The organism is Streptococcus mitis (genome assembly GCF_000960005.1).
GTDB lineage: Bacteria > Bacillota > Bacilli > Lactobacillales > Streptococcaceae > Streptococcus > Streptococcus mitis_CK.
Window position 1 is genome coordinate 409,623 of sequence record NZ_JYGP01000002.1, and the last position, 23,926, is coordinate 433,548.

Annotated in this window: 22 protein-coding genes and 1 other annotated feature; of the genes, 21 read left to right on the forward strand and 1 reads right to left on the reverse strand. The window is 40.3% G+C overall.

Annotated features, from left to right (window positions below; genetic code table 11):
• Positions 1 to 87 precede the first annotated feature (87 nt).
• From rnr to TZ90_RS03525, 21 genes are all read left to right on the forward strand, one after another.
• Positions 88 to 2,442: a ribonuclease R gene (gene rnr / locus TZ90_RS03425; RefSeq protein WP_045611483.1), complete on the forward strand. Its 2,355-nt coding sequence runs from the start codon at positions 88 to 90 to the stop codon at positions 2,440 to 2,442.
• Entirely contained in the window at positions 2,405 to 2,872 is a 468-nt protein-coding gene (gene smpB, locus TZ90_RS03430; RefSeq protein ID WP_001051750.1) for an SsrA-binding protein SmpB, read from the forward strand. The genes rnr and smpB overlap by 38 nt, the downstream gene beginning before the upstream one ends.
• 14 nt (positions 2,873 to 2,886) lie before the next feature.
• Positions 2,887 to 3,747 (forward strand): SAM-dependent methyltransferase TehB, encoded by an 861-nt coding sequence (gene tehB / locus TZ90_RS03435; protein WP_045611484.1) that lies wholly within the window; start codon positions 2,887 to 2,889, stop codon positions 3,745 to 3,747.
• A gap of 73 nt (positions 3,748 to 3,820) precedes the next feature.
• Positions 3,821 to 4,774, forward strand: a complete 954-nt coding sequence (locus tag TZ90_RS03440; protein ID WP_045611486.1) for a competence protein CoiA — start codon at positions 3,821 to 3,823, stop codon at positions 4,772 to 4,774.
• An 18-nt stretch (positions 4,775 to 4,792) separates the two neighbouring features.
• Entirely contained in the window at positions 4,793 to 6,595 is a 1,803-nt protein-coding gene (gene pepF / locus TZ90_RS03445; RefSeq protein WP_045611487.1) for an oligoendopeptidase F, read from the forward strand.
• A gap of 1 nt (position 6,596) precedes the next feature.
• Positions 6,597 to 7,310, forward strand: coding sequence for an O-methyltransferase (locus TZ90_RS03450; protein WP_080890770.1), 714 nt, complete (start codon positions 6,597 to 6,599; stop codon positions 7,308 to 7,310).
• A gap of 66 nt (positions 7,311 to 7,376) precedes the next feature.
• Positions 7,377 to 8,315 (forward strand): peptidylprolyl isomerase PrsA, encoded by a 939-nt coding sequence (gene prsA, locus TZ90_RS03455; protein ID WP_045611489.1) that lies wholly within the window; start codon positions 7,377 to 7,379, stop codon positions 8,313 to 8,315.
• Between the two features lie 160 nt (positions 8,316 to 8,475).
• Positions 8,476 to 9,699, forward strand: a complete 1,224-nt coding sequence (ftsW, locus tag TZ90_RS03460) for a cell division peptidoglycan polymerase FtsW (protein WP_000703371.1) — start codon at positions 8,476 to 8,478, stop codon at positions 9,697 to 9,699.
• Between the two features lie 24 nt (positions 9,700 to 9,723).
• Entirely contained in the window at positions 9,724 to 12,420 is a 2,697-nt protein-coding gene (gene ppc / locus TZ90_RS03465) for a phosphoenolpyruvate carboxylase (RefSeq protein WP_045611491.1), read from the forward strand.
• Between the two features lie 96 nt (positions 12,421 to 12,516).
• Positions 12,517 to 12,734 (forward strand) — a binding site (T-box leader).
• 112 nt (positions 12,735 to 12,846) lie between these two features.
• Positions 12,847 to 13,842 (forward strand): tryptophan ABC transporter substrate-binding protein, encoded by a 996-nt coding sequence (gene trpX, locus TZ90_RS03470; protein ID WP_045611493.1) that lies wholly within the window; start codon positions 12,847 to 12,849, stop codon positions 13,840 to 13,842.
• Positions 13,843 to 13,917: 75 nt separating this feature from the next.
• Positions 13,918 to 14,784: an ABC transporter permease gene (locus TZ90_RS03475; RefSeq protein ID WP_045612545.1), complete on the forward strand. Its 867-nt coding sequence runs from the start codon at positions 13,918 to 13,920 to the stop codon at positions 14,782 to 14,784.
• The gene (locus tag TZ90_RS03480; RefSeq protein ID WP_045611494.1) at positions 14,781 to 15,539 is read left to right on the forward strand and encodes an ABC transporter ATP-binding protein; all 759 of its coding nucleotides are present in this window, start codon (positions 14,781 to 14,783) and stop codon (positions 15,537 to 15,539) included. Before TZ90_RS03475 ends, TZ90_RS03480 begins: the two co-directional genes overlap by 4 nt.
• A gap of 89 nt (positions 15,540 to 15,628) precedes the next feature.
• Positions 15,629 to 17,389, forward strand: a complete 1,761-nt coding sequence (gene dnaG / locus TZ90_RS03485; RefSeq protein ID WP_045611496.1) for a DNA primase — start codon at positions 15,629 to 15,631, stop codon at positions 17,387 to 17,389.
• A 2-nt stretch (positions 17,390 to 17,391) separates the two neighbouring features.
• Positions 17,392 to 18,501: an RNA polymerase sigma factor RpoD gene (rpoD, locus tag TZ90_RS03490; protein WP_045611498.1), complete on the forward strand. Its 1,110-nt coding sequence runs from the start codon at positions 17,392 to 17,394 to the stop codon at positions 18,499 to 18,501.
• 14 nt (positions 18,502 to 18,515) lie between these two features.
• Positions 18,516 to 18,845 carry a metal-sulfur cluster assembly factor gene (locus TZ90_RS03495; protein WP_000331929.1) on the forward strand — a complete coding sequence of 110 codons (330 nt, stop codon included), beginning with the start codon at positions 18,516 to 18,518 and terminating at the stop codon, positions 18,843 to 18,845.
• Positions 18,846 to 18,960: 115 nt separating this feature from the next.
• Positions 18,961 to 20,004, forward strand: a complete 1,044-nt coding sequence (gene cpoA, locus TZ90_RS03500; protein WP_045611499.1) for an alpha-galactosylglucosyldiacylglycerol synthase — start codon at positions 18,961 to 18,963, stop codon at positions 20,002 to 20,004.
• Between the two features lie 15 nt (positions 20,005 to 20,019).
• A complete protein-coding gene (locus TZ90_RS03505; RefSeq protein ID WP_045611501.1) occupies positions 20,020 to 21,345 on the forward strand; it encodes a glycosyltransferase family 4 protein in 1,326 nt (441 codons plus the stop codon).
• A 29-nt stretch (positions 21,346 to 21,374) separates the two neighbouring features.
• Positions 21,375 to 21,551 carry a PspC domain-containing protein gene (locus TZ90_RS03510; protein WP_025171152.1) on the forward strand — a complete coding sequence of 59 codons (177 nt, stop codon included), beginning with the start codon at positions 21,375 to 21,377 and terminating at the stop codon, positions 21,549 to 21,551.
• 58 nt (positions 21,552 to 21,609) lie between these two features.
• The gene (locus TZ90_RS03515) at positions 21,610 to 21,744 is read left to right on the forward strand and encodes a DUF4044 domain-containing protein (RefSeq protein ID WP_000863859.1); all 135 of its coding nucleotides are present in this window, start codon (positions 21,610 to 21,612) and stop codon (positions 21,742 to 21,744) included.
• Positions 21,745 to 21,807: 63 nt separating this feature from the next.
• Positions 21,808 to 23,118, forward strand: coding sequence for a GTPase ObgE (obgE, locus tag TZ90_RS03520; protein WP_045611503.1), 1,311 nt, complete (start codon positions 21,808 to 21,810; stop codon positions 23,116 to 23,118).
• 9 nt (positions 23,119 to 23,127) lie between these two features.
• The gene (locus tag TZ90_RS03525) at positions 23,128 to 23,286 is read left to right on the forward strand and encodes a hypothetical protein (RefSeq protein WP_001808548.1); all 159 of its coding nucleotides are present in this window, start codon (positions 23,128 to 23,130) and stop codon (positions 23,284 to 23,286) included.
• A gap of 43 nt (positions 23,287 to 23,329) precedes the next feature.
• Here the strand turns inward: TZ90_RS03525 and TZ90_RS03530 are convergent, their stop codons facing one another.
• Positions 23,330 to 23,800, reverse strand: a complete 471-nt coding sequence (locus TZ90_RS03530; RefSeq protein ID WP_001043026.1) for an arginine repressor — start codon at positions 23,798 to 23,800, stop codon at positions 23,330 to 23,332.
• Between the last annotated feature and the right edge of the window lie 126 nt (positions 23,801 to 23,926).

Consider the following 23,926-nt stretch of genomic DNA (forward strand, 5'->3'; position numbering starts at 1 on the left):
GGACTAGGTCTTTGCCTCTTTTTATTTTTAAAAGATATTTTAGAAGGTTTTACAGTAAAAGAAAATAAAAAAATCTAGAAAGAAAATATGAAAGATAGAATAAAAGAATATTTGCAAGATAAGGGAAAGGTGACTGTCAATGACTTGGCTCAGGCTTTGGGAAAAGACGGTTCCAAGGATTTTCGTGAGTTGATTAAAACCTTGTCCCTAATGGAAAGAAAACACCAGATTCGCTTTGAAGAAGATGGGAGTCTGACCTTGGAAGTTAAGAAAAAACATGAGATTACTCTCAAGGGGATTTTTCATGCTCATAAAAATGGCTTTGGCTTTGTTAGTCTGGAAGGCGAGGACGACGACCTTTTTGTAGGAAAAAACGATGTCAACTATGCTATTGATGGTGATACCGTTGAGGTCGTCATCAAGAAAGTCGCTGACCGCAATAAGGGAACAGCAGCAGAAGCAAAAATTATTGATATCTTAGAACACAGCCTGACAACAGTTGTCGGTCAAATCGTTCTAGATCAGGAAAAGCCCAAGTATGCTGGCTACATCCGTTCGAAAAACCAGAAAATCAGTCAACCGATCTATGTTAAGAAACCAGCCCTTAAACTCGAGGGAACCGAAGTTCTCAAGGTCTTTATCGATAAATACCCAAGCAAGAAACATGATTTCTTTGTCGCTACTGTCCTCGATGTTGTGGGGCATTCAACGGATGTCGGAATTGATGTTCTTGAGGTCTTGGAATCAATGGACATTGTATCCGAGTTTCCAGAAGCTGTTGTCAAGGAAGCAGAAAGTGTGCCTGATGCTCCGTCTCAAAAGGATATGGAAGGTCGTCTGGATCTAAGAGATGAGATTATCTTTACCATTGATGGTGCTGACGCCAAGGACTTGGACGATGCGGTGCATATCAAGGCTCTGAAAAATGGTAATCTGGAGCTTGGGGTTCACATCGCAGATGTTTCCTACTATGTAACCGAGGGTTCTGCCCTTGACAAGGAAGCCCTTAACCGCGCGACTTCAGTCTATGTAACAGACCGAGTGGTTCCAATGCTTCCAGAGCGTTTGTCAAATGGCATCTGCTCTCTCAATCCCCAAGTTGACCGTCTGACCCAATCTGCCATTATGGAGATTGATAAACATGGTCGTGTGGTCAACTATACCATTACACAAACAGTTATCAAGACCAGTTTTCGTATGACCTATAGCGATGTCAATGATATCCTAGCTGGCGACGAGGAAAAGCGACAAGAATATCAGAAAATTGTTCCTAGTATCGAACTTATGGCCAAGCTCCATGAAATGCTAGAAAACATGCGTGTGAAACGTGGAGCCCTCAATTTCGATACCAATGAAGCCAAGATTTTAGTGGATAAACAAGGTAAGCCTGTTGATATCGTTCTTCGTCAGCGTGGTGTTGCCGAGCGCATGATTGAATCCTTTATGCTGATGGCCAACGAAACAGTTGCCGAGCATTTTAGCAAGTTGGATTTGCCTTTTATCTATCGAATTCACGAGGAGCCTAAGGCTGAAAAGATTCAGAAGTTTATTGATTATGCTTCGAGTTTTGGCTTGCGCATTTATGGGACTGCCAGTGAGATGAGACAGGAGGCGCTTCAAGACATCATGCGTGCTGTTGAGGGGGAACCTTATGCAGATGTCTTGTCCATGATGCTTCTTCGCTCTATGCAGCAGGCTCGCTATTCGGAGCACAATCACGGGCATTATGGTCTAGCGGCTGATTATTACACTCACTTTACTAGTCCGATTCGTCGTTATCCAGACCTTCTTGTTCACCGTATGATTCGGGATTACGGCCGTTCTAAGGAAATAGCAGAGCATTTTGAACAAGTGATTCCAGAGATTGCGACCCAGTCTTCCAACCGTGAACGTCGTGCCATTGAGGCTGAGCGTGAAGTCGAAGCCATGAAAAAGGCTGAGTATATGGAAGAATACGTGGGCGAAGAGTACGATGCGGTTGTGTCCAGCATTGTTAAGTTTGGTCTCTTTGTCGAATTGCCGAACACAGTTGAAGGCTTGATTCACATCACAAATCTACCTGAATTTTATCATTTCAATGAGCGTGATTTGACCCTTCGTGGGGAGAAATCAGGAACAACCTTCCGTGTAGGTCAGCAAATCCGTATCCGAGTTGAAAGAGCTGACAAGATGACGGGTGAAATTGATTTCTCATATATCCCAAGTGAGTTTGATGTGATTGAAAAAGGCTTGAAACAGTCTAGTCGAAATGACAGAGGGCGTGGTTCAAGTCGTCGTTCAGATAAGAAGGAAGACAAGAGAAAATCAGGACGCTCAAATGATAAGCGCAAGCATTCACAAAAAGACAAGAAGAAAAAAGGGAAGAAACCTTTTTACAAGGAAGTAGCTAAGAAAGGAGCCAAGCATGGCAAAGGGCGAGGGAAAGGTCGTCGCACAAAATAAAAAGGCGCGTCACGACTATACAATCGTAGATACGCTAGAGGCAGGGATGGTCCTGACAGGAACTGAAATCAAGAGTGTACGAGCTGCTCGAATCAATCTCAAGGATGGCTTTGCCCAAGTAAAAAATGGGGAGGTCTGGTTGAGCAATGTTCATATTGCTCCTTACGAAGAGGGCAATATCTGGAACCAAGAACCAGAACGTCGTCGTAAACTCCTGCTCCATAAGAAACAAATTCAAAAATTGGAACAAGAGACCAAAGGGACAGGAATGACCCTGGTTCCCCTTAAAGTCTATATCAAAGATGGTTACGCTAAACTCCTTTTAGGTTTAGCTAAAGGGAAGCATGACTATGATAAACGGGAGTCTATCAAACGACGTGAGCAAAACCGCGATATTGCGCGTGTTATGAAAGCTGTTAATCAGCGATAAAAAGAGGAATGAAGATGGAAAAACTAGTTGCCTATAAACGTATGCCTTTGTGGACTAAAGAGACCATGCCAGAGGCTGTTCAGCAGAAACACAATACTAAGGTTGGGACTTGGGGGAAAATTACTGTCTTGAAGGGAGCTCTCAAGTTTATTGAATTGACAGAAGATGGTGAGGTTTTAGCTGAGCACCTCTTTGAAGCAGGGGTTGACAATCCCATGGCACAACCACAAGCCTGGCACCGAGTGGAGGCTGTAACAGACGATGTAGAATGGTATTTGGAATTTTATTGTAAACCTGAGGATTATTTTCCTAAGAAATACAATACCAATCCTGTTCATTCAGAGGTTCTAGAGGCAATGCAGATAGTAAAACCAGGGAAAGCCTTGGATTTGGGCTGTGGTCAGGGCCGTAACTCTCTCTTTCTTGCACAGAATGGTTTTGATGTGACAGCTGTGGATCAAAATGAATTGGCCCTTGAAATCTTACAAAGCATTGTGGAGCAGGAAGATTTGGACATGCCTGTTGGTCTTTACGATATCAATTCAGCCAGTATTGGGCAAGAATATGATTTTATCGTTTCAACAGTTGTTCTCATGTTTCTACAAGCGGACCGCATTCCTGCAATTATCAAAAATATGCAGGAGAAAACCACTGTTGGTGGTTATAATCTTATCGTTTGTGCTATGGATACGGAAGATTACCCTTGCTCTGTGAACTTCCCATTTACCTTTAAAGAAGGGGAATTGGCAGACTATTACAAGGACTGGGAATTGGTTAAGTACAATGAAAATCCAGGCCATTTGCACCGTCGCGATGAGACTGGCAATCGTATTCAACTACGCTTTGCGACCATGCTAGCTAAAAAAATCAAATAAACATGAATGAAGATTAGGAAATTTCCTGATCTTTTTTCTTTTTTTACGAATAATATAGAAAAGGAGAGAAATCATGTTTGTTGCGAGAGATGCTAGGGGAGAATTGGTAAATGTGTTAGAGGATAAACTTGAGAAGCAAGCATACACCTGCCCAGCTTGTGGAGGTCAGCTCTGTTTGCGTCAAGGACCAAGTGTCCGGACCCATTTTGCCCACAAAACCTTAAAAGACTGTGATTTTTCCTCTGAAAATGAAAGTCCAGAACACCTGGCAAATAAGGAATCCCTTTATCACTGGTTGAAAAAAGAGACAGAGGTTCAATTAGAATACCCGCTTCCAGAACTTAAACAGATTGCGGATGTTTTTGTAAATGGGACTCTAGCTCTAGAAGTTCAGTGTAGTCCCTTGTCTCAAAAACTTCTTAAAGAGCGTAGTGAGGGCTATCGTAGTGAGGGTTACCAAGTACTGTGGTTGCTGGGGGAAAAACTGTGGCTCAAGGAGCGGTTGACTCGTCTGCAACAAGGTTTTCTCTATTTCAGTCAAAACATGGGCTTTTATGTTTGGGAATTAGACAGTGAAAAACAAGTTTTAAGACTCAAATACCTGATTCACCAGGATCTTCGAGGTAAACTCCATTATCAAATCAAGGAATTTCCCTATGGTCACGGTGGTCTACTGGAGATATTACGTCTTCCCTATAAGAAACAAAAAATATCTAGTTTTAGTGTTTCTCAGGATAAGGACATCTGTCGTTATATTCGACAACAACTCTATTATCAAAATCCCATTTGGATGAAAGAACAAGCAGAAGCCTATCAAAAGGGAGAAAATCTCCTGACTTATGGCTTAAAAGAATGGTATCCACAAATTCGACCACTAGTAGGTGATTTTTGCCAAATTGAGAAGGATTTGACCAGCTATTATCAGTATTTTCAAACCTATTATCAAGAAAATCCTCAAAATGATTGGCAAAAGCTCTATCCACCAGCCTTTTATCAGCAATATTTCTTGAAAAATATGGTAAAATAGAAAGGATGGAGGAATCTAATGGTATTACAAAGAAATGAAATAAATGAAAAAGATACATGGGATCTATCAACGATCTACCCAACTGACCAGGCTTGGGAAGAAGCCTTAAAAGATTTAACAGAAAAATTGGAGAAAGTAGTCCAGTATGAAGGTCATCTCTTGGATAGTGCGGATAGCCTACTAGAAATTACTGAATTTTCTCTTGAAATGGAACGCCAGATGGAGAAGCTTTACGTTTATGCTCATATGAAGAATGACCAAGACACACGTGAAGCCAAGTACCAAGAGTATTATGCCAAGGCCATGACTCTCTACAGCCAACTGGACCAAGCCTTTTCATTCTATGAACCTGAATTTATGGAGATCAGTGAAGAGCAGTATGCTGACTTTTTAGAAGCTCAGCCAAAATTGCAGGTTTATCAACACTATTTTGACAAGCTTTTGCAAGGCAAGGATCACGTTCTTTCACAACGAGAAGAAGAGCTATTGGCTGGAGCTGGAGAAATCTTTGGTTCGGCAAGTGAAACATTTGCTATTTTAGATAATGCAGATATCGTCTTTCCATTTGTTAAAGATGAAGATGGTAACGAAGTACAATTATCACATGGCGTTTATATGCGTTTGATGGAGTCTAAAAACCGTGAGGTTCGTCGTGGTGCCTATCAAGCCCTCTATGCGACTTATGAGCAATTCCAACACACCTATGCCAAAACCTTGCAAACAAATGTTAAGGTTCAAAACTACCGTGCCAAAGTTCGCAACTACAAGAGCGCTCGTCATGCGGCTCTAGCAGCGAATTTTGTTCCAGAGAGTGTTTATGACAATTTGGTAGCAGCAGTTCGCAAGCATTTGCCACTCTTGCATCGTTACCTTGAACTTCGTTCAAAAATCTTGGGAATTTCAGACCTCAAGATGTACGATGTCTACACACCACTTTCATCTGTTGAATACAGTTTTACCTACCAAGAAGCCTTGAAAAAAGCAGAAGAAGCCTTGTCAGTCTTGGGTGAGGATTACTTGAGCCGTGTTAAACGTGCCTTCAGCGAGCGTTGGATTGATGTTTATGAAAATCAAGGCAAGCGTTCAGGGGCTTACTCTGGTGGTTCTTACGATACAAATGCCTTTATGCTTCTTAACTGGCAGGACAATCTGGACAATCTCTTTACTCTTGTTCATGAAACAGGTCACAGTATGCATTCAAGCTATACTCGTGAAACGCAACCTTATGTTTACGGAGATTATTCTATCTTCTTGGCTGAGATTGCATCAACTACCAATGAAAATATCTTGACGGAGAAATTATTGGAAGAAGTGGAAGACGACGCAACGCGCTTTGCTATTCTCAATAACTTCCTAGATGGTTTCCGTGGAACAGTTTTCCGCCAAACTCAATTTGCTGAGTTTGAACACGCGATTCACCAAGCAGACCAAAATGGAGAAGTCTTGACAAGCGATTTCTTAAATAAACTCTACGCAGACTTGAACCAAGAGTATTATGGTTTGAGTAAGGAAGACAATCCTGAAATCCAATACGAGTGGGCACGCATTCCACACTTCTACTATAACTACTATGTATACCAATATTCAACAGGCTTTGCAGCAGCCTCAGCCTTGGCTGAAAAGATTGTCCATGGTAGTCAAGAAGACCGTGACCGTTATATCGACTATCTCAAGGCAGGTAAGTCTGACTATCCACTTAATGTCATGAGAAAAGCTGGTGTTGATATGGAGAAGGAAGACTATCTCAACGATGCCTTTGCAGTCTTTGAACGTCGTTTGAATGAGTTTGAAGCCCTTGTTGAAAAATTGGGATTGGCATAAGATGGTTGAATCGTATAGTAAAAATGCCAACCATAACATGCGTCGCCCTGTCGTCAAGGAAGAAATTGTAGACTTGATGCGTCAGCGCCAAAAGCAAGTCACAGAATCTTTGAAAGAATTGGAAGACTTTGCCCGCAAGGAAAATATTCCCATTATTCCCCATGAAACGGTTGCTTATTTCCGTTTTCTCATGGAAACCATGCAGCCTAAAAATATTCTGGAAATTGGGACTGCAATCGGTTTTTCAGCCCTCTTGATGGCGGAACATGCGCCAAAGGCCAAGATTACAACCATTGACCGCAATCCAGAAATGATTGGTTTTGCCAAGGAAAATTTTGCCCAGTTTGACAGTCGCAAGCAAATCACGCTCCTAGAAGGAGATGCGGTAGATATCTTATCTACCTTGACAGAGTCCTATGATTTCGTCTTTATGGATTCAGCCAAGTCTAAATACATCGTCTTTTTGCCAGAAATCCTCAAACATTTGGAAGTTGGTGGTGTGGTTGTCTTGGATGATATTTTCCAAGGTGGTGATGTTGCTAAGGATATTATGGAAGTCCGTCGTGGCCAGCGAACTATTTACAGAGGCCTTCAAAGACTATTTGATGCAACCTTAGACAATCCAGGACTCACTGCAACATTAGTACCTCTGGGTGACGGCATCCTCATGCTTCGTAAAAATGTAGCAGATGTTCAATTGCCTGACAGCGAATGATTTTCAGAAAAATTTAAGAAAATATAGTAAAATAGATAGGGTAACACTTATCTCAAAGGAGAAGACATGAAGAAAAAACTATTGGCAGGTGCCATTACACTATTATCAGTAGCAACTTTAGCAGCTTGTTCGAAAGGTTCAGAAGGGGCAGACCTTATCAGCATGAAAGGAGATGTTATCACAGAACATCAATTTTATGAGCAAGTGAAAAGCAATCCTTCAGCCCAGCAAGTGTTGTTGAACTTGACCATCCAAAAAGTATTTGAGAAGCAATATGGCTCAGAAGTAGATGACAAAGAAGTCAATGATACTATTGCCGAAGAAGAGAAACAATATGGTGAGAACTACCAACGTGTCTTGTCACAGGCAGGAATGACTCTTGAAACACGTAAAGCTCAAATTCGTACAAGTAAATTGGTTGAGTTGGCAGTTAAGAAGGCAGCAGAAGCTGAATTGACAGATGATGCCTATAAGAAAGCATTTGATGAATACACTCCAGATGTAACGGCTCAAATCATCCGTCTGGACAATGAAGACAAAGCTAAAGAAATTCTTGAAAAAGCCAAAGCTAGTGATGCAGACTTTGCTCAATTAGCCAAAGATAATTCAACTGATGAGAAAACCAAAGCGAACGGTGGAGAGATCACCTTTGATTCTGCTTCGACAGAAGTACCAGATCAAGTTAAAAAAGCAGCTTTTGCTTTAGATGTAAATGGTGTTTCTGATGTGATTAGCGTTACTGGAACACAAGCCTACAGCAGTCAATATTACATTGTTAAACTGATTAAGAAAACAGAAAAATCATCTAATATTGACGACTACAAAGAAAAATTAAAAACTGTTATCTTAACTCAAAAACAAAATGACGCTTCATTTGTTCAAAGTGTTATCGGAAAAGAATTGCAAGCAGCCAATATCAAGGTTAAAGACCAGGCCTTCCAAAATATCTTCACTCAATACATCGGTGGTGGAGATTCAAGCTCAAGCAGTTCTTCAAAAGAATAAAACAGAAAAGAGCCAAGTGCTCTTTTTCTTATGAGAAAATCTTCTATCTTAAGGGTAAGAGTTTTTTTCTTTCGGAAAAAATGGTATAATAGCAATCAAAACTAGAAAATAAACGGAATTTGGGAATAATTTCTTTTGTTCTCATTAGATTGGTGATACTATGAAGATTAGTAAGAGGCACCTGTTAAACTATTCTATTCTAGTTCCTTACTTACTTTTATCTATTTTGGGTTTGATTGTAGTCTATTCTACAACCAGTGCCATTCTTATCGAAGAAGGTAAAAGTGCCCTCCAATTGGTTCGAAGTCAGGGAATGTTTTGGATATTTAGTTTAATATTGATTGCCTTGATATATAAGCTGAAACTGAATTTTTTAAGAAAAGAACGACTTTTATTTATTGTTATGTTTGTTGAGTTGATTCTCTTAGCTCTGGCTCGCTTAATTGGTACGCCAGTCAATGGAGCCTATGGTTGGATTTCAGTAGGACCTTTGACCATTCAGCCAGCTGAGTATTTGAAGATTATCATCGTCTGGTACTTGGCCCAACGTTTTTCAAAACAACAGGATGAAATTGGTATTTACGATTTTCAAGTTTTAACTCAAAATCAATGGATTCCTCGAGCTTTTAATGATTGGCGTTTTGTCCTATTGGTAATGATAGGAAGTTTGGCTATTTTTCCAGATTTGGGGAATGCGACGATCCTAGCTCTGGTTGCCTTGATTATGTATACAGTCAGTGGGATTGCTCATCGTTGGTTTATAGCATTTATTGGTGTATTGGTAGGAGTTTCAGCCCTATCCTTATCAGCTATTTCTATGATTGGGGTTGATAAGTTTTCAAAAGTTCCAGTATTTGGTTACGTTGCCAAGCGTTTCAGTGCCTACTTTAATCCCTTTGCTGATTTGGCAGGAGCAGGCCACCAACTTGCAAATTCCTACTTTGCCATGGTAAATGGTGGTTGGTTTGGTCTAGGCTTAGGAAATTCAATCGAAAAACGTGGTTATTTACCAGAGGCCCATACAGATTTTGTATTTTCAATTGTTATTGAAGAGTTTGGATTTGTGGGAGCTAGCTTGATTTTAGCCCTTGTCTTTTTCCTGATTTTGCGGATTATCCTAGTCGGTATTCGTGCTAAGAATCCCTTTAATTCCATGATGGCGATTGGGGTTGGGGGGATGATGTTGGTACAGGTCTTTGTCAATATCGGTGGAATTTCAGGCATTATTCCTTCGACAGGAGTAACCTTCCCCTTCTTATCACAAGGGGGGAACAGTCTCCTAGTCTTGTCTGTAGCCATCGCCTTTGTCTTAAATATTGATGCAAGTGAAAAACGTGCCCAATTATATGAGGAGTTAGAAGCTCACTCATCAAACTATATGTAGAGTTGATAGTGGAAAGGATTACCTATGTCTCTTCAAAAATTAGAAAACTATAGTAATAAAGCTGTCGTGCAAGAAGAAGTATTGATTTTAACAGAATTGTTAGAAGATATCACTAAAAATATGCTTGCACCAGAGACTTTTGAAAAAATCATGCAGTTGAAAGAATTGTCAACTCAAGAAGATTATCAAGGCTTGAACCAATTGGTTACTAGCCTGACAAATGATGAAATGGCTTATATTTCACGCTATTTCTCAATTTTGCCTCTCTTGATTAATATTTCAGAAGACGTGGATTTGGCCTATGAAATCAACCACCAAAATAATATTGATCAAGATTATCTTGGGAAATTATCAGCAACAATCAAAATGGTTGCTGAAAAAGAAAATGCGGTTGAAATTCTTGAACACTTGAATGTTGTACCTGTTTTGACTGCCCATCCAACACAAGTACAACGTAAGAGTATGTTGGATTTGACTAACCATATCCATACCCTCTTGCGTAAGTATCGTGATGTGAAATTAGGCTTGATTAATAAGGAAAAATGGCATAATGATCTCCGTCGTTACATTGAGATTATCATGCAGACAGATATGATTCGTGAAAAGAAATTGAAAGTAACCAATGAAATCACGAATGTTATGGAGTACTACAATAGTTCATTCCTGAAGGCAGTTCCTCATTTGACTGCTGAGTACAAGCGTCTGGCTAAAAAACATGGCTTGGAGTTGAAACATCCTAAACCAATTACCATGGGTATGTGGATTGGTGGAGACCGTGATGGTAATCCATTTGTTACAGCAGATACCTTGAAACAATCTGCTATGACTCAGTGTGAAGTCATCATGAACTACTATGATGAAAAGATTTACCAACTTTATCGTGAGTTCTCTCTCTCAACCAGTATTGTCAATGTCAGTAAGCAAGTCAGAGAAATGGCTCGTCAATCCAAGGATAACTCGATCTACCGTGAAAAAGAGCTGTATCGTCGTGCCTTGTTTGATATTCAATCAAAAATCCAAGCAACAAAAACCTATCTGATTGAAGATAAGGAAGTTGGGGCTCGCTATGAAACAGCCAATGATTTTTATAAGGATTTGATTACCATCCGTGATTCCCTCTTGGAAAACAAGGGTGAGGCACTGATTTCTGGTGATTTTGTTGAGTTGATCCAGGCAGTTGAAATTTTTGGTTTCTATTTGGCATCTATTGACATGCGTCAAGATTCTAGTGTTCATGAAGCCTGTGTAGCTGAACTCTTGAAATCAGCAGGTATTCATTCTCATTATAGCGAACTAAGTGAAGGAGAAAAATGCCAGCTTCTCTTGAAAGAATTAGAAGAAGATCCACGTATTCTTTCTGCTACTCATGTTGAAAAATCAGAGTTACTTGAAAAAGAATTGGCTATTTTTAAGGCTGCTCGTAATTTGAAAGATAAATTAGGTGACGATGTTATTCGTCAGACCATCATTTCACATGCAACCAGCGTATCAGACATGTTGGAATTGGCTATCTTGCTAAAAGAAGTAGGGCTAGTTGATAAAGAAAGAGCTCGCGTCCAAATCGTTCCTCTCTTTGAAACAATTGAGGACTTGGACCACTCAGAAGAAACTATGAGAGAGTACCTTTCTCTTCCTCTTGCCAAGAAATGGATTGCTTCGCGCAATAACTACCAAGAAATCATGCTTGGCTACTCTGATAGTAATAAAGATGGTGGTTATCTTTCATCATGTTGGACCCTCTACAAGGCTCAACAACAATTGACTGCTATTGGAGATGAATTTGGCGTGAAGGTTACCTTCTTCCATGGCCGTGGTGGTACTGTTGGTCGTGGTGGGGGACCAACTTATGAAGCTATCACATCTCAACCACTCAAGTCAATCAAGGATCGTATCCGTTTGACGGAGCAGGGTGAAGTAATTGGCAATAAATACGGTAATAAAGATGCTGCCTACTATAACCTTGAAATGCTAGTATCTGCAGCCATTAACCGTATGATTACTCAGAAGAAGAGTGATACCAATACATCCAATCGATATGAAGCCATTATGGATCAAGTGGTGGACCGTAGTTACGATATCTACCGTGATTTAGTCTTTGGTAATGACCATTTCTATGATTATTTCTTTGAGTCAAGTCCAATCAAGGCTATTTCAAGCTTTAATATTGGTTCTCGTCCAGCCGCTCGTAAGACGATCACTGAAATCGGTGGTTTACGTGCTATCCCTTGGGTATTCTCATGGTCGCAAAGTCGTGTCATGTTCCCTGGCTGGTATGGAGTTGGTTCAAGCTTCAAAGAATTTATTGATAAAAATCCAGAGAATATCTCTATCCTACGAGATATGTACCAAAATTGGCCTTTCTTCCAGTCACTTCTTTCAAATGTTGATATGGTCTTGTCAAAATCAAATATGAATATTGCTTTTGAATATGCCAAACTTTGTGAAGATGATCAAGTAAAAGCAATTTATGAGACTATTCTAAATGAATGGCAAGTTACCAAGGAAGTTATCTTGGCTATCGAAGGCTACGATGAACTCTTGGCTGAAAATCCATATCTAAAAGCAAGTTTGGATTACCGTATGCCTTACTTTAATATTCTCAACTATATCCAGTTGGAGTTGATTAAACGTCAACGTCGTGGAGAATTATCAAGCGATCAAGAAAAATTAATCCATACAACCATCAACGGAATTGCGACAGGATTGCGTAATTCAGGCTGATACCTATCAAGCTTCCTCTTTTCCATAGGGGAAGTTTTTGAATATTTCAAAAAAATTCTCAAAGAGTCTTGACAAGTAGTTGAAAAATGATATAATTTAACCATTCAGAAAAGTAGTCATACAAACTTTTTAGAGAGTCTGTGGTAGCTGAAAACAGATAAGTGATGATGATGAAAATTGGGCTGAATGTTATTTAGAATTTGAAATCATAAAAATTCGGTGAGCACACCTTACAGTGCATCTCGTTGTTGCGAGACAGAGTGATAGGGAAATTTCCTATAATTGAGGTGGTACCGCGCATCGACGTCCTCACACAAGTTTTTTGTGTGAGGACTTTTTTGATGGAGGTTAGTATGGAAAGAAAACGATGGCGTCGCTTGTTCAGATAAGTGAAGTAGTTTAAAGGAATTAAAAAGGAGAAATAGAATGAAAAATAAACGTTTAATTGGAATTATCGCTGCATTAGCAGTCTTAGTAGCAGGAAGCTTGATTTACTCTTCAATGAATAAACCAGAAGCTAAGAACGAAAAGAAAGTTGCCAAAGTTGGTGTCCTTCAGTTTGTGAGCCATCCATCTCTTGACTTGATTTATAAAGGGATTCAAGATGGACTGGCAGAAGAAGGCTATAAAGATGATCAGTTGAAAATTGACTTTATGAACTCAGAAGGTGACCAAAGTAAGGTTGCAACAATGAGTAAACAATTGGTTGCAAATGGCAATGACTTGGTTGTTGGTATTGCAACACCAGCTGCTCAAGGTTTGGCTAGTGCAACAAAAGATCTACCTGTTATCATGGCTGCTATTACAGACCCAATCGGTGCCAACTTGGTTAAAGATTTGAAAAAACCAGGTGGCAACATTACAGGGGTATCTGACCACAACCCAGCTCAACAACAAGTTGAACTCATTAAGGCTCTCACACCAAGTGTGAAGACAATCGGAGCTCTTTACTCAAGTAGCGAAGATAATTCAAAAACACAGGTAGAAGAATTTAAGGCTTATGCTGAAAAAGCAGGTTTGACAGTCGAAACATTTGCGGTTCCTTCAACAAATGAAATTGCTTCAACAGTTAACGTTATGACTAGCAAGGTTGATGCTATCTGGGTTCCAATCGATAACACAATCGCATCTGCATTTTCAACTGTTGTATCAAGTAACCAATCAGCTAAAAAACCAATCTACCCAAGTGCTACTGCCATGGTAGAAGCTGGTGGTTTGGCATCAGTTGTAGTTGACCAACATGACCTTGGTGTGGCAACAGGTAAAATGATTGCGCAAGTCTTGAAAGGTGCAAAACCAGCTGAAACTCCAGTCAATGTCTTTTCAACTGGTAAATCAGTTATCAATAAAAAATTGGCACAAGAACTAGGTATTACGATTCCTGAATCTGTTCTAAAAGAAGCAGGACAAGTGATTGAATAATCTGTAATGGAGGAGTTGGGGACATCTCCTCCAATTTTTTACAATAGAAATTATATAGAAAAGGTTAAGAAACAGATGATATTATCTATTATTTCTCAAGGATTTGTCTGGGCTATTTTAGGTCTGGGAATCTTTATGACATTTAGGATTTTGAACTTTCCAGATATGACGACAGAAGGTTCCTTCCCTCTTGGGGGAGCTGTTGCTGTCACTTTGATAACCAAAGGCGTGAACCCATTTTTAGCGACTCTTGTTGCTGTTGGAGCAGGTTGTTTGGCTGGAATGGCAGCAGGCCTTCTTTATACAAAAGGGAAGATCCCAACCTTGCTCTCAGGGATTTTGGTGATGACTTCCTGTCACTCTATCATGCTCTTAATTATGGGACGTGCGAATTTAGGCCTGCTTGGAACCAAGCAAATTCAGGATGTTTTGCCTTTTGATTCCGATTTGAATCAACTCTTGACAGGTCTCATCTTTGTGAGTATTGTTATTGCTCTCATGCTCTTTTTCTTGGATACCAAACTAGGACAAGCCTATATTGCTACAGGTGACAATCCTGATATGGCTAGAAGTTTCGGGATTCATACTGGTCGCATGGAGCTTATGGGCTTGGTCTTATCAAATGGTGTGATTGCCCTTGCAGGTGCTCTTATTGCCCAGCAAGAAGGTTATGCCGATGTATCTCGAGGAATTGGGGTTATCGTTGTAGGTCTTGCAAGTTTGATTATTGGGGAAGTTATTTTCAAGAGTTTGAGCTTAGCAGAGCGTCTAGTTACTATCGTTGTAGGTTCTATCGCTTATCAATTCTTAGTGTGGGCAGTTATTGCGCTTGGCTTTAATACAAGTTACCTTCGTTTGTACAGCGCCGTGATTTTAGCAGTCTGCCTCATGATTCCAACATTTAAGCAAACAATCTTGAAAGGAGCCAAATTAAGCAAATGACAGCAATTGTAGAATTAAAAAATGCAACCAAAGTCGTTAAAAATGGCTTTGATGAAGAAAAGATTATTTTAAATGATGTTTCCTTAGAAATTTTTGAACAGGACTTTATCACGATTTTAGGTGGAAATGGTGCTGGTAAATCGACCCTCTTTAACACTATTGCAGGAACCTTATCCTTAACCAGTGGAACCATCCGTATTTTAGGTGAAGATGTTACCAAATTTTCACCAGAGAAGCGAGCTAAGTATTTGTCTCGAGTTTTCCAAGATCCAAAGATGGGGACAGCTCCTCGTATGACAGTAGCTGAAAATCTTTTGATTGCCAAGTTTCGTGGTGAAAAGCGTGGATTGTTACCACGACGCTTGACTAGTTATAAGGATGAATTTCAGGCGACCATTGAAAAAGTAGGAAATGGTCTTGAGAAACACTTGAATACGCCAATTGAGTTCTTATCAGGTGGACAAAGACAAGCTTTGAGTCTCTTGATGGCAACTTTGAAGCGTCCTGAATTACTCTTGTTAGATGAGCATACTGCAGCCCTTGATCCAAAGACAAGTGTCGCACTCATGGAGTTGACAGATGAATTTGTTAAGAATGACCAGTTGACAGCCCTTATGATTACTCACCACATGGAAGATGCTCTTAAGTATGGCAATCGCTTAATTGTCATGAAAGAAGGACGGATTATCCAAGATTTGAACCAAGAAGATAAAGCAAAAATGAAAATCTCTGATTATTATCAACTCTTTGAATAAAGTAGGGAAAATGAGTGAAATGGTTTACTTTTTTTCTGAAATAAAGTATACTATATAAAGTAAACTATGATAACATGGAGGTATTGTGTATGGTTGACAAACAAGTCATTGAAGAAATCAAAAACAATGCCAACATTGTGGAAGTCATAGGAGATGTGATTTCTTTACAAAAGGCAGGACGGAACTATCTAGGGCTCTGTCCTTTTCATGGTGAAAAAACACCTTCTTTCAACGTTGTTGAGGATAAGCAGTTTTACCACTGTTTTGGTTGTGGTCGCTCTGGTGATGTCTTTAAATTCATCGAGGAGTACCAAGGGGTTCCCTTTATGGAGGCTGTCCAAATCTTAGGTCAGCGTGTTGGGATAGAGGTGGAAAAACCGCTTTATAGTGAGCAGAAGCCAGCTTCACCCCACCAAGCTCTTTATGATATGCATGAAGATGCTGCCAAATTTTATCATGCTATTCTCATGACAACAACCATGGGGGAGGAGGCCAGAAACTACCTTTATCAGCGTGGTTTGACAGATGAAGTGCTCAAGCATTTTCGGATTGGTTTGGCACCCCCAGAGCGAAACTATCTCTATCAACGTTTGTCTGCTCAGTATCGTGAAGAGGATTTCCTAGATTCAGGACTGTTTTATCTCTCGGATGCTAATCAATTTGTAGATACCTTTCACAATCGCATTATGTTTCCCCTGACAAATGACCAAGGAAAGGTTATTGCCTTCTCAGGTCGTATCTGGCAGAAAACGGATTCACAAACTTCTAAGTATAAAAATAGCCGATCGACTGCAATTTTTAACAAAAGTTACGAATTATATCATATGGATAGGGCTAAAAAATCTTCTGGAAAAGCCAGTGAGATTTACCTCATGGAAGGATTCATGGATGTCATTGCAGCCTATCGGGCTGGAATCGAAAATGCTGTGGCGTCCATGGGAACAGCCTTGAGTCGAGAGCATGTTGAGCATCTGAAAAGGCTAACGAAGAAGTTGGTTCTTGTTTACGATGGCGATAAGGCTGGGCAAGCCGCGACATTGAAAGCGCTGGACGAAATTGGTGATATGCCTGTGCAAATCGTCAGCATGCCTGATAACTTGGATCCAGATGAGTATCTACAAAAAAATGGACCAGAAGACTTGGCCTATCTGTTAACGAAAACTCGTATTAGTCCGATTGAGTTTTACATTCATCAGTATAAGCCTGAAAACAGTGAAAATCTGCAGGCACAGATTGAGTTTATTGAAAAAATAGCTCCCTTGATTGTTCAAGAAAAATCTATTACTGCTCAAAACAGCTATATACATATTTTAGCTGACAGTCTGGCGTCCTTTGATTATGCCCAGATTGAGCAGATTGTTAATGAGAGTCGTCAGGCGCAAAGGCAGAATCGTATGGAAGGAATTTCCAGACCGACGCCAATCACTATGCCTGTCACCAAGCAGTTATCGGCTATTATGAGGGCAGAAGCCCATCTACTTTATCGAATGATGGAATCTCCCCTTGTTTTGAATGATTACCGTTTGCGAGAAGACTTTGCATTTGACACTCCTGAATTTCAGGTTTTATATGACTTGCTTGGCCAGTATGGAAATCTTCCTCCAGAAGTTCTAGCAGAGCAGACAGAGGAAGTTGAAAGAGCATGGTATCAAGTTTTAGCTCAGGATTTACCATCTGAGATGTCACCTCAGGAACTTAGTGAAGTAGAAATGACTCGAAACAAGGCTCTCTTGAATCAGGCCAATATGAGAATCAAAAAGAAGGTGCAGGAAGCTAGCCATGTAGGAGATACCGACACAGCCTTAGAAGAATTGGAACGTTTAATTTCCCAAAAGAGAAGAATGGAGTAATAATGGCAACAAAACAAAAAGAAGTAACAACATTTGACGTACAAGTAGCAGAATTTATCCGTAATCATAAACAAAAAGGGACAGCAACTGATGATGAAATCAACGCAAGTCTGGTTATTCCTTTTACCTTGGACGCTGATGGGATTGAAGATCTCTTGCAACGAATTCAGGATGCAGGGATTTCTATCACAGATAACGAAGGAAATCCGAGTGCTCGTGTTCTTAGCTCTGAAGAAGAACCAGAACTCAGCGATGAGGACTTGATTGGGTCAACTTCTGCTAAGGTCAATGACCCTGTTCGTATGTACTTGAAAGAAATCGGAGTCGTTCCTCTCTTGACCAATGAAGAGGAAAAAGAATTGGCACTAGCTGTTGAAGCGGGTGATATCGAAGCCAAACAACGTCTTGCGGAAGCCAACCTTCGTTTGGTTGTTTCTATTGCTAAACGCTATGTCGGCCGTGGTATGCAGTTTCTTGACTTGATTCAAGAAGGGAACATGGGCTTGATGAAGGCGGTTGACAAGTTTGACTATTCTAAAGGATTCAAGTTCTCAACTTATGCAACTTGGTGGATTCGTCAGGCCATCACTCGTGCTATTGCTGATCAAGCTCGTACCATCCGTATCCCAGTTCACATGGTTGAAACTATCAATAAATTGGTTCGTGAACAGCGTAATCTCCTTCAAGAATTGGGACAAGATCCAACACCAGAACAAATCGCTGAACGAATGGATATGACACCTGATAAGGTTCGTGAAATCTTGAAGATTGCCCAAGAACCGGTATCCCTTGAAACTCCAATCGGTGAAGAGGATGATAGCCACCTTGGGGACTTTATCGAAGATGAAGTGATTGAAAATCCAGTGGACTATACAACTCGTATCGTCTTGCGTGAGCAGTTGGATGAGGTCTTGGATACTCTTACAGACCGTGAAGAAAATGTTTTGCGTCTGCGTTTTGGGCTAGATGATGGTAAAATGCGTACCCTTGAAGATGTGGGTAAAGTCTTTAACGTGACTCGCGAGCGTATCCGTCAGATTGAAGCTAAGGCTTTGAGAAAACTACGCCAACCAAGTCGCAGCAAACCGCTTCGTGATTTTATTGAAGACTAAGAGTGAGGATGAATATGGCTTATACAGAAGAGCAAATTGAAAACATCAAAACACGAATTTTAACAGCCTTGGAAGAAGTTATTGACCCTGAGTTGGGAATCGATATTGTCAACCTTGGTTTAATCTATGAGATTCGTTTTGACGGCGACACAGGTCAAACAGAGATTGATATGACTTTGACAACCATGGGGTGTCCCCTAGCAGACCTTTTGACAGACCAGATTTATGATGCTATGACAGAGGTACCAGAAGTAACGGATACTGAGGTTAAATTAGTTTGGTATCCAGCCTGGACAGTTGAAAAAATGAGTCGCTATGCACGCATTGCCCTAGGCATTAAGTAAACATATAAAAGCATGTGAGAGATTATTGGAAAAGCGAGGAAATTTCCCCCTCTTTTCCTCTAGTCTCTCCTTTATTTTGCTGATTTTATTCAAAGAAAATGATATAATAGTAGCTATGGAAAAAAAGAAATTACGCATCAATATGTTGAGTTCAAGTGAGAAAGTAGCAGGACAAGGAGTTTCAGGTGCTTACCGTGAATTAGTTCGTCTTCTTCACCGTGATGCCAAGGACCAATTGATTGTTACAGAAAATCTTCCAATCGAGGCAGATGTGACTCACTTTCATACGATTGATTTCCCCTATTATTTATCAACCTTCCAAAAGAAGCGTTCAGGGAGGAAAATTGGCTATGTACATTTCTTGCCTGATACACTTGAGGGGAGTTTGAAAATTCCATTTTTCTTAAAGGGAATTGTGAAACGCTATGTATTTTCTTTTTACAACCGGATGGAGCACTTGGTGGTGGTCAATCCTATGTTTATCGAGGATTTGGTGGCAGCTGGTATTCCACGTGAAAAAGTGACCTATATTCCTAACTTTGTAAACAAGGAAAAATGGCATCCTCTTCCACAGGAAGAGGTAGCGAGACTGCGTACAGAGCTAGGTCTTAGTGACAATCAGTTTATCGTAGTAGGTGCTGGTCAAGTTCAGAAACGCAAAGGGATTGATGATTTTATCCGTCTGGCTGAGGAATTGCCTCAGATTACCTTTATCTGGGCTGGTGGTTTCTCTTTTGGTGGTATGACAGATGGTTATGAACGCTACAAGAAAATCATGGAGAATCCCCCTAAAAATTTGATTTTTCCAGGTATTGTATCGCCAGAGCGGATGCGCGAATTGTATGTCCTAGCGGACCTTTTCTTGTTGCCTAGTTACAATGAACTCTTTCCGATGACTATTTTAGAGGCTGCCAGTTGTGAAGCTCCGATTATGTTGCGTGATTTAGATCTTTATAAGGTGATTTTGGAGGGGAATTATCGGGCGACAGCAGATAGAGAAGAGATGAAAGAAGCTATTCTGGAATATCAAGCGAATCCTGCTGCTTTAAAAGATTTGAAAGAAAAAGCTAAGAATATTTCTAGAGAGTATTCAGAAGAGCATCTGTTACAAATCTGGTTGGATTTTTATGAGAAACAAGCCGCTTTAGGGAGAAAGTAAAAAGTGAGGTAATCTATGCGAATTGGTTTATTTACAGATACCTATTTTCCTCAGGTTTCAGGTGTTGCGACCAGTATTCGAACCTTGAAAACCGAACTTGAAAAGCAGGGGCACGCTGTTTTTATCTTTACGACGACAGATAAGGATGTCAATCGTTATGAAGATTGGCAAATTATCCGCATTCCAAGTGTTCCCTTCTTTGCTTTTAAGGATCGTCGCTTTGCCTATCGAGGATTCAGCAAGGCGCTTGAAATTGCTAAACAATATCAACTGGATATTATCCATACTCAGACAGAATTTTCTCTTGGCTTGTTGGGAATTTGGATTGCGCGTGAATTGAAGATTCCAGTCATCCATACCTATCACACCCAATACGAAGACTATGTACATTATATTGCCAAGGGGATGTTGATTCGTCCTAGCATGGTAAAGTATCTGGTCAGAGGTTTCCTGCATGATGTGGATGGGGTGATTTGCCCTAGTGAGATTGTCCATGACTTGCTATCTGACTATAAGGTTAAGGTTGAAAAACGAGTCATTCCAACAGGGATTGAATTAGCCAAGTTTGAGCGTCCGGAAATAAAGCAGGAAAATTTGATAGAACTGCGTAGTAAACTGGGGATTCAAGATGATGAAAAGATGTTGCTGAGTCTTTCCAGAATTTCCTATGAAAAAAATATTCAAGCAGTTTTAGCAGCTTTTGCAGATGTTCTGAAAGAAGAAGACAAGGTTAAACTGGTAGTTGCTGGGGATGGCCCTTATCTGGATAACCTCAAAGAGCAAGCTCAGAAACTAGAGATTCAAGACTCCGTTATCTTCACAGGTATGATTGCTCCTAGTGAGACAGCTCTTTACTATAAGGCGGCGGATTTCTTCATCTCGGCATCGACAAGTGAAACGCAAGGTTTGACATACTTGGAAAGCTTAGCTAGTGGGACGCCTGTCATTGCTCACGGAAATCCTTATCTGGACAATCTTATCAGTGATAAAATGTTTGGAACCTTGTATTACGGTGAACATGATTTGGCTGGAGCTATTCTGGAGGCCCTGATTGCAACGCCAGATATGGATGAGCATACCTTATCAGAGAAATTATATGAGATTTCAGCTGAGAATTTTGGAAAACGGGTGCATGAGTTTTATCTTGATGCTATTATTTCAAATAATTTCCAGAAAGATTTAGCCAAAGATGATACGGTCAGCCAGCGTATCTTTAAGACAGTTTTGTATTTACCGCAACAGGTGGTTGCTGTGCCCGTAAAAGGCTCTAGACGCATGCTGAGGGCTTCAAAAACACAGTTAATCAACATCAGAGATTATTGGAAAGACAGTGAAGAATAGAAAGAGGAACAGCTATGAAAAAACAATTAATGAGAAGTGGGCGTGATAAAAAGATTGCGGGTGTTTGTGCTGGGGTAGCCCATTATTTTGATATGGATCCTACTATTGTTCGCGTAATATGGGGTGTTCTTGCTTTTGGTTATGGAGCAGGAATTGTAGCTTATATCATTTTATGGATTATTGCGCCAGTAGCAACTGACTATTGAAAACTAGCTAAATTCATGCTAAGATAATAGAAAATAGAATGTAACGAAGGAGATAAAAATGGCATTTGGAGATAATGGAAATCGTAAAAAAACTATGTTTGAGAAAATAACCTTGTTTATCGTGATTATCATGCTAGTAGCAAGTTTATTGGGAATTTTTGCAACTGCAATTGGTGCCCTCAGTAATCTATAAAATAGATACAAGAACATTTTGTGACTGGGATTTCCCAGCCCTTTTTTAAAGTGAGAAGAAAAAATGAGTATGTTTTTAGATACAGCCAAGATTAAGGTCAAGGCTGGTAATGGTGGCGATGGTATGGTTGCCTTTCGCCGTGAAAAATATGTCCCTAATGGCGGTCCTTGGGGTGGTGACGGTGGTCGAGGAGGCAATGTAGTCTTCGTTGTAGACGAAGGGCTACGTACTTTGATGGATTTCCGCTACAATCGTCATTTCAAGGCTGCTTCTGGTGAGAAAGGAATGACCAAAGGGATGCATGGTCGTGGTGCTGAGGATCTTAGAGTTCGAGTACCACAAGGTACGACTGTTCGTGATGCAGAGACTGGCAAGGTCTTGACAGATTTGATTGAACATGGTCAAGAATTTATCGTTGCCCACGGAGGTCGCGGTGGACGTGGAAATATTCGCTTTGCGACACCAAAAAATCCTGCACCTGAAATCTCTGAAAATGGAGAACCAGGTCAGGAACGTGAATTACAGTTAGAACTTAAAATCCTTGCGGATGTTGGTTTAGTAGGATTCCCATCTGTAGGTAAATCAACACTTTTAAGTGTTATCACATCTGCTAAACCAAAAATCGGTGCCTACCATTTTACGACTATTGTGCCAAATCTAGGAATGGTTCGTACCCAATCAGGTGAATCCTTTGCAGTAGCTGATTTACCAGGTTTGATTGAAGGGGCTAGTCAAGGTGTTGGTCTAGGAACTCAGTTCCTCCGTCACATTGAGCGTACACGTGTTATCCTTCACATCATTGATATGTCAGCTAGTGAAGGCCGTGATCCATATGAGGATTATCTTGCCATCAATAAAGAGCTGGAGTCATACAATCTTCGTCTCATGGAGCGTCCACAGATTATTGTAGCCAATAAGATGGATATGCCTGAGAGTCAGGAAAATCTTGAAGAATTCAAGAAAAAATTAGCTGAAAACTATGATGAATTTGAAGAGTTACCAGCTATCTTCCCAATATCTGGTTTGACCAAGCAAGGTCTAGCAACGCTTTTGGATGCTACAGCTGAATTGCTAGACAAGACACCAGAATTCTTGCTCTACGACGAGTCAGATATGGAAGAAGAAGTTTACTATGGATTTGACGAGGAAGAAAAAGCCTTTGAAATTAGTCGTGATGACGATGCGACATGGGTGCTTTCTGGTGAAAAACTCATGAAACTCTTTAATATGACCAACTTTGATCGTGACGAATCGGTCATGAAATTTGCTCGCCAGCTACGGGGCATGGGGGTTGATGAAGCCCTTCGTGAGCGTGGAGCTAAAGATGGTGATTTGGTCCGCATTGGTAAATTTGAGTTTGAATTTGTAGACTAGGAGACTGATATGGGAGATAAACCGATATCTTTCCGAGATGCGGATGGCAATTTTGTTTCAGCCGCAGATGTTTGGAATGAAAAGAAATTGGAAGAACTATTTAATCGTCTCAATCCAAATCGTGCTCTGAGATTAGCACGAACTAAAAAAGAAAATCCATCTCAGTAAAGAATATAAAAGAATTCCGTGCCACATAAGACACGGAATTTTCTTATTCTTCAAAGAAAAATGGTGGAGCGAATTTTTTCAATTCTTCAAAGCATTTTTGAGCAGCTTCTGCATCTTCACAGATGACGAGACAGACATCATCTCCACAGAGAGTAGCGATAGCGTCAGGGAAGCTCAAAGCATCAATGATAGAACCAAAGGATTGAGCAAGTCCAGGAAGGGTTTTTAGTAGGACTTGGTGTTGAACGGGGCGCATCAAGACAAGAGCATCCTCCATATAAATTTCGAGACGTTTTTCCCATTTTGAGATAGAACCTGTATTGAGCACGTAGTAAGAGTTGTCTTCTTCTCGTACTTTTGAAAGGTTCATACTTTTAATATCTCTCGAAAGTGTAGCTTGTGTAACTTGAATATCATTATCGGCAAGAAGAGCTTGTAGCTCAGCTTGAGTATGAATCTTGTTTTTCGTTACAAGAGCTCGTATGAGTTGGTGTCGGTGTTCAGATTTATTCATAAAATATTACTCCTTGTACTAGGTACAGAAAGCGTGGACTGAACGAAATCGTCAGTCGGGTGGTAAGCGGTATTGTCACGTATGATGATTTCAAAGTCAGTAGTATAGGACTAAATGGAGAAAATC

Excerpts from the sequence above, each read along its gene's own strand:
- rnr (WP_045611483.1), top strand. The coding sequence starts at position 88 with ATGAAAGATAGAATAAAAGAATATTTGCAAGATAAGGGAAAGGTGACT.
- cpoA (WP_045611499.1), top strand. The coding sequence starts at position 18,961 with ATGGAAAAAAAGAAATTACGCATCAATATGTTGAGTTCAAGTGAGAAA.
- TZ90_RS03450 (WP_080890770.1), top strand. The coding sequence starts at position 6,597 with ATGGTTGAATCGTATAGTAAAAATGCCAACCATAACATGCGTCGCCCT.
- tehB (WP_045611484.1), top strand. The coding sequence starts at position 2,887 with ATGGAAAAACTAGTTGCCTATAAACGTATGCCTTTGTGGACTAAAGAG.
- smpB (WP_001051750.1), top strand. The coding sequence starts at position 2,405 with ATGGCAAAGGGCGAGGGAAAGGTCGTCGCACAAAATAAAAAGGCGCGT.
- ftsW (WP_000703371.1), top strand. The coding sequence starts at position 8,476 with ATGAAGATTAGTAAGAGGCACCTGTTAAACTATTCTATTCTAGTTCCT.
- rpoD (WP_045611498.1), top strand. The coding sequence starts at position 17,392 with ATGGCAACAAAACAAAAAGAAGTAACAACATTTGACGTACAAGTAGCA.
- TZ90_RS03475 (WP_045612545.1), top strand. The coding sequence starts at position 13,918 with ATGATATTATCTATTATTTCTCAAGGATTTGTCTGGGCTATTTTAGGT.
- obgE (WP_045611503.1), top strand. The coding sequence starts at position 21,808 with ATGAGTATGTTTTTAGATACAGCCAAGATTAAGGTCAAGGCTGGTAAT.
- TZ90_RS03530 (WP_001043026.1), bottom strand. The coding sequence starts at position 23,800 with ATGAATAAATCTGAACACCGACACCAACTCATACGAGCTCTTGTAACG.
- dnaG (WP_045611496.1), top strand. The coding sequence starts at position 15,629 with ATGGTTGACAAACAAGTCATTGAAGAAATCAAAAACAATGCCAACATT.
- TZ90_RS03515 (WP_000863859.1), top strand. The coding sequence starts at position 21,610 with ATGGCATTTGGAGATAATGGAAATCGTAAAAAAACTATGTTTGAGAAA.
- prsA (WP_045611489.1), top strand. The coding sequence starts at position 7,377 with ATGAAGAAAAAACTATTGGCAGGTGCCATTACACTATTATCAGTAGCA.
- pepF (WP_045611487.1), top strand. The coding sequence starts at position 4,793 with ATGGTATTACAAAGAAATGAAATAAATGAAAAAGATACATGGGATCTA.
- TZ90_RS03525 (WP_001808548.1), top strand. The coding sequence starts at position 23,128 with ATGGGAGATAAACCGATATCTTTCCGAGATGCGGATGGCAATTTTGTT.
- TZ90_RS03480 (WP_045611494.1), top strand. The coding sequence starts at position 14,781 with ATGACAGCAATTGTAGAATTAAAAAATGCAACCAAAGTCGTTAAAAAT.
- trpX (WP_045611493.1), top strand. The coding sequence starts at position 12,847 with ATGAAAAATAAACGTTTAATTGGAATTATCGCTGCATTAGCAGTCTTA.
- TZ90_RS03510 (WP_025171152.1), top strand. The coding sequence starts at position 21,375 with ATGAGAAGTGGGCGTGATAAAAAGATTGCGGGTGTTTGTGCTGGGGTA.
- TZ90_RS03495 (WP_000331929.1), top strand. The coding sequence starts at position 18,516 with ATGGCTTATACAGAAGAGCAAATTGAAAACATCAAAACACGAATTTTA.
- TZ90_RS03505 (WP_045611501.1), top strand. The coding sequence starts at position 20,020 with ATGCGAATTGGTTTATTTACAGATACCTATTTTCCTCAGGTTTCAGGT.
- TZ90_RS03440 (WP_045611486.1), top strand. The coding sequence starts at position 3,821 with ATGTTTGTTGCGAGAGATGCTAGGGGAGAATTGGTAAATGTGTTAGAG.
- ppc (WP_045611491.1), top strand. The coding sequence starts at position 9,724 with ATGTCTCTTCAAAAATTAGAAAACTATAGTAATAAAGCTGTCGTGCAA.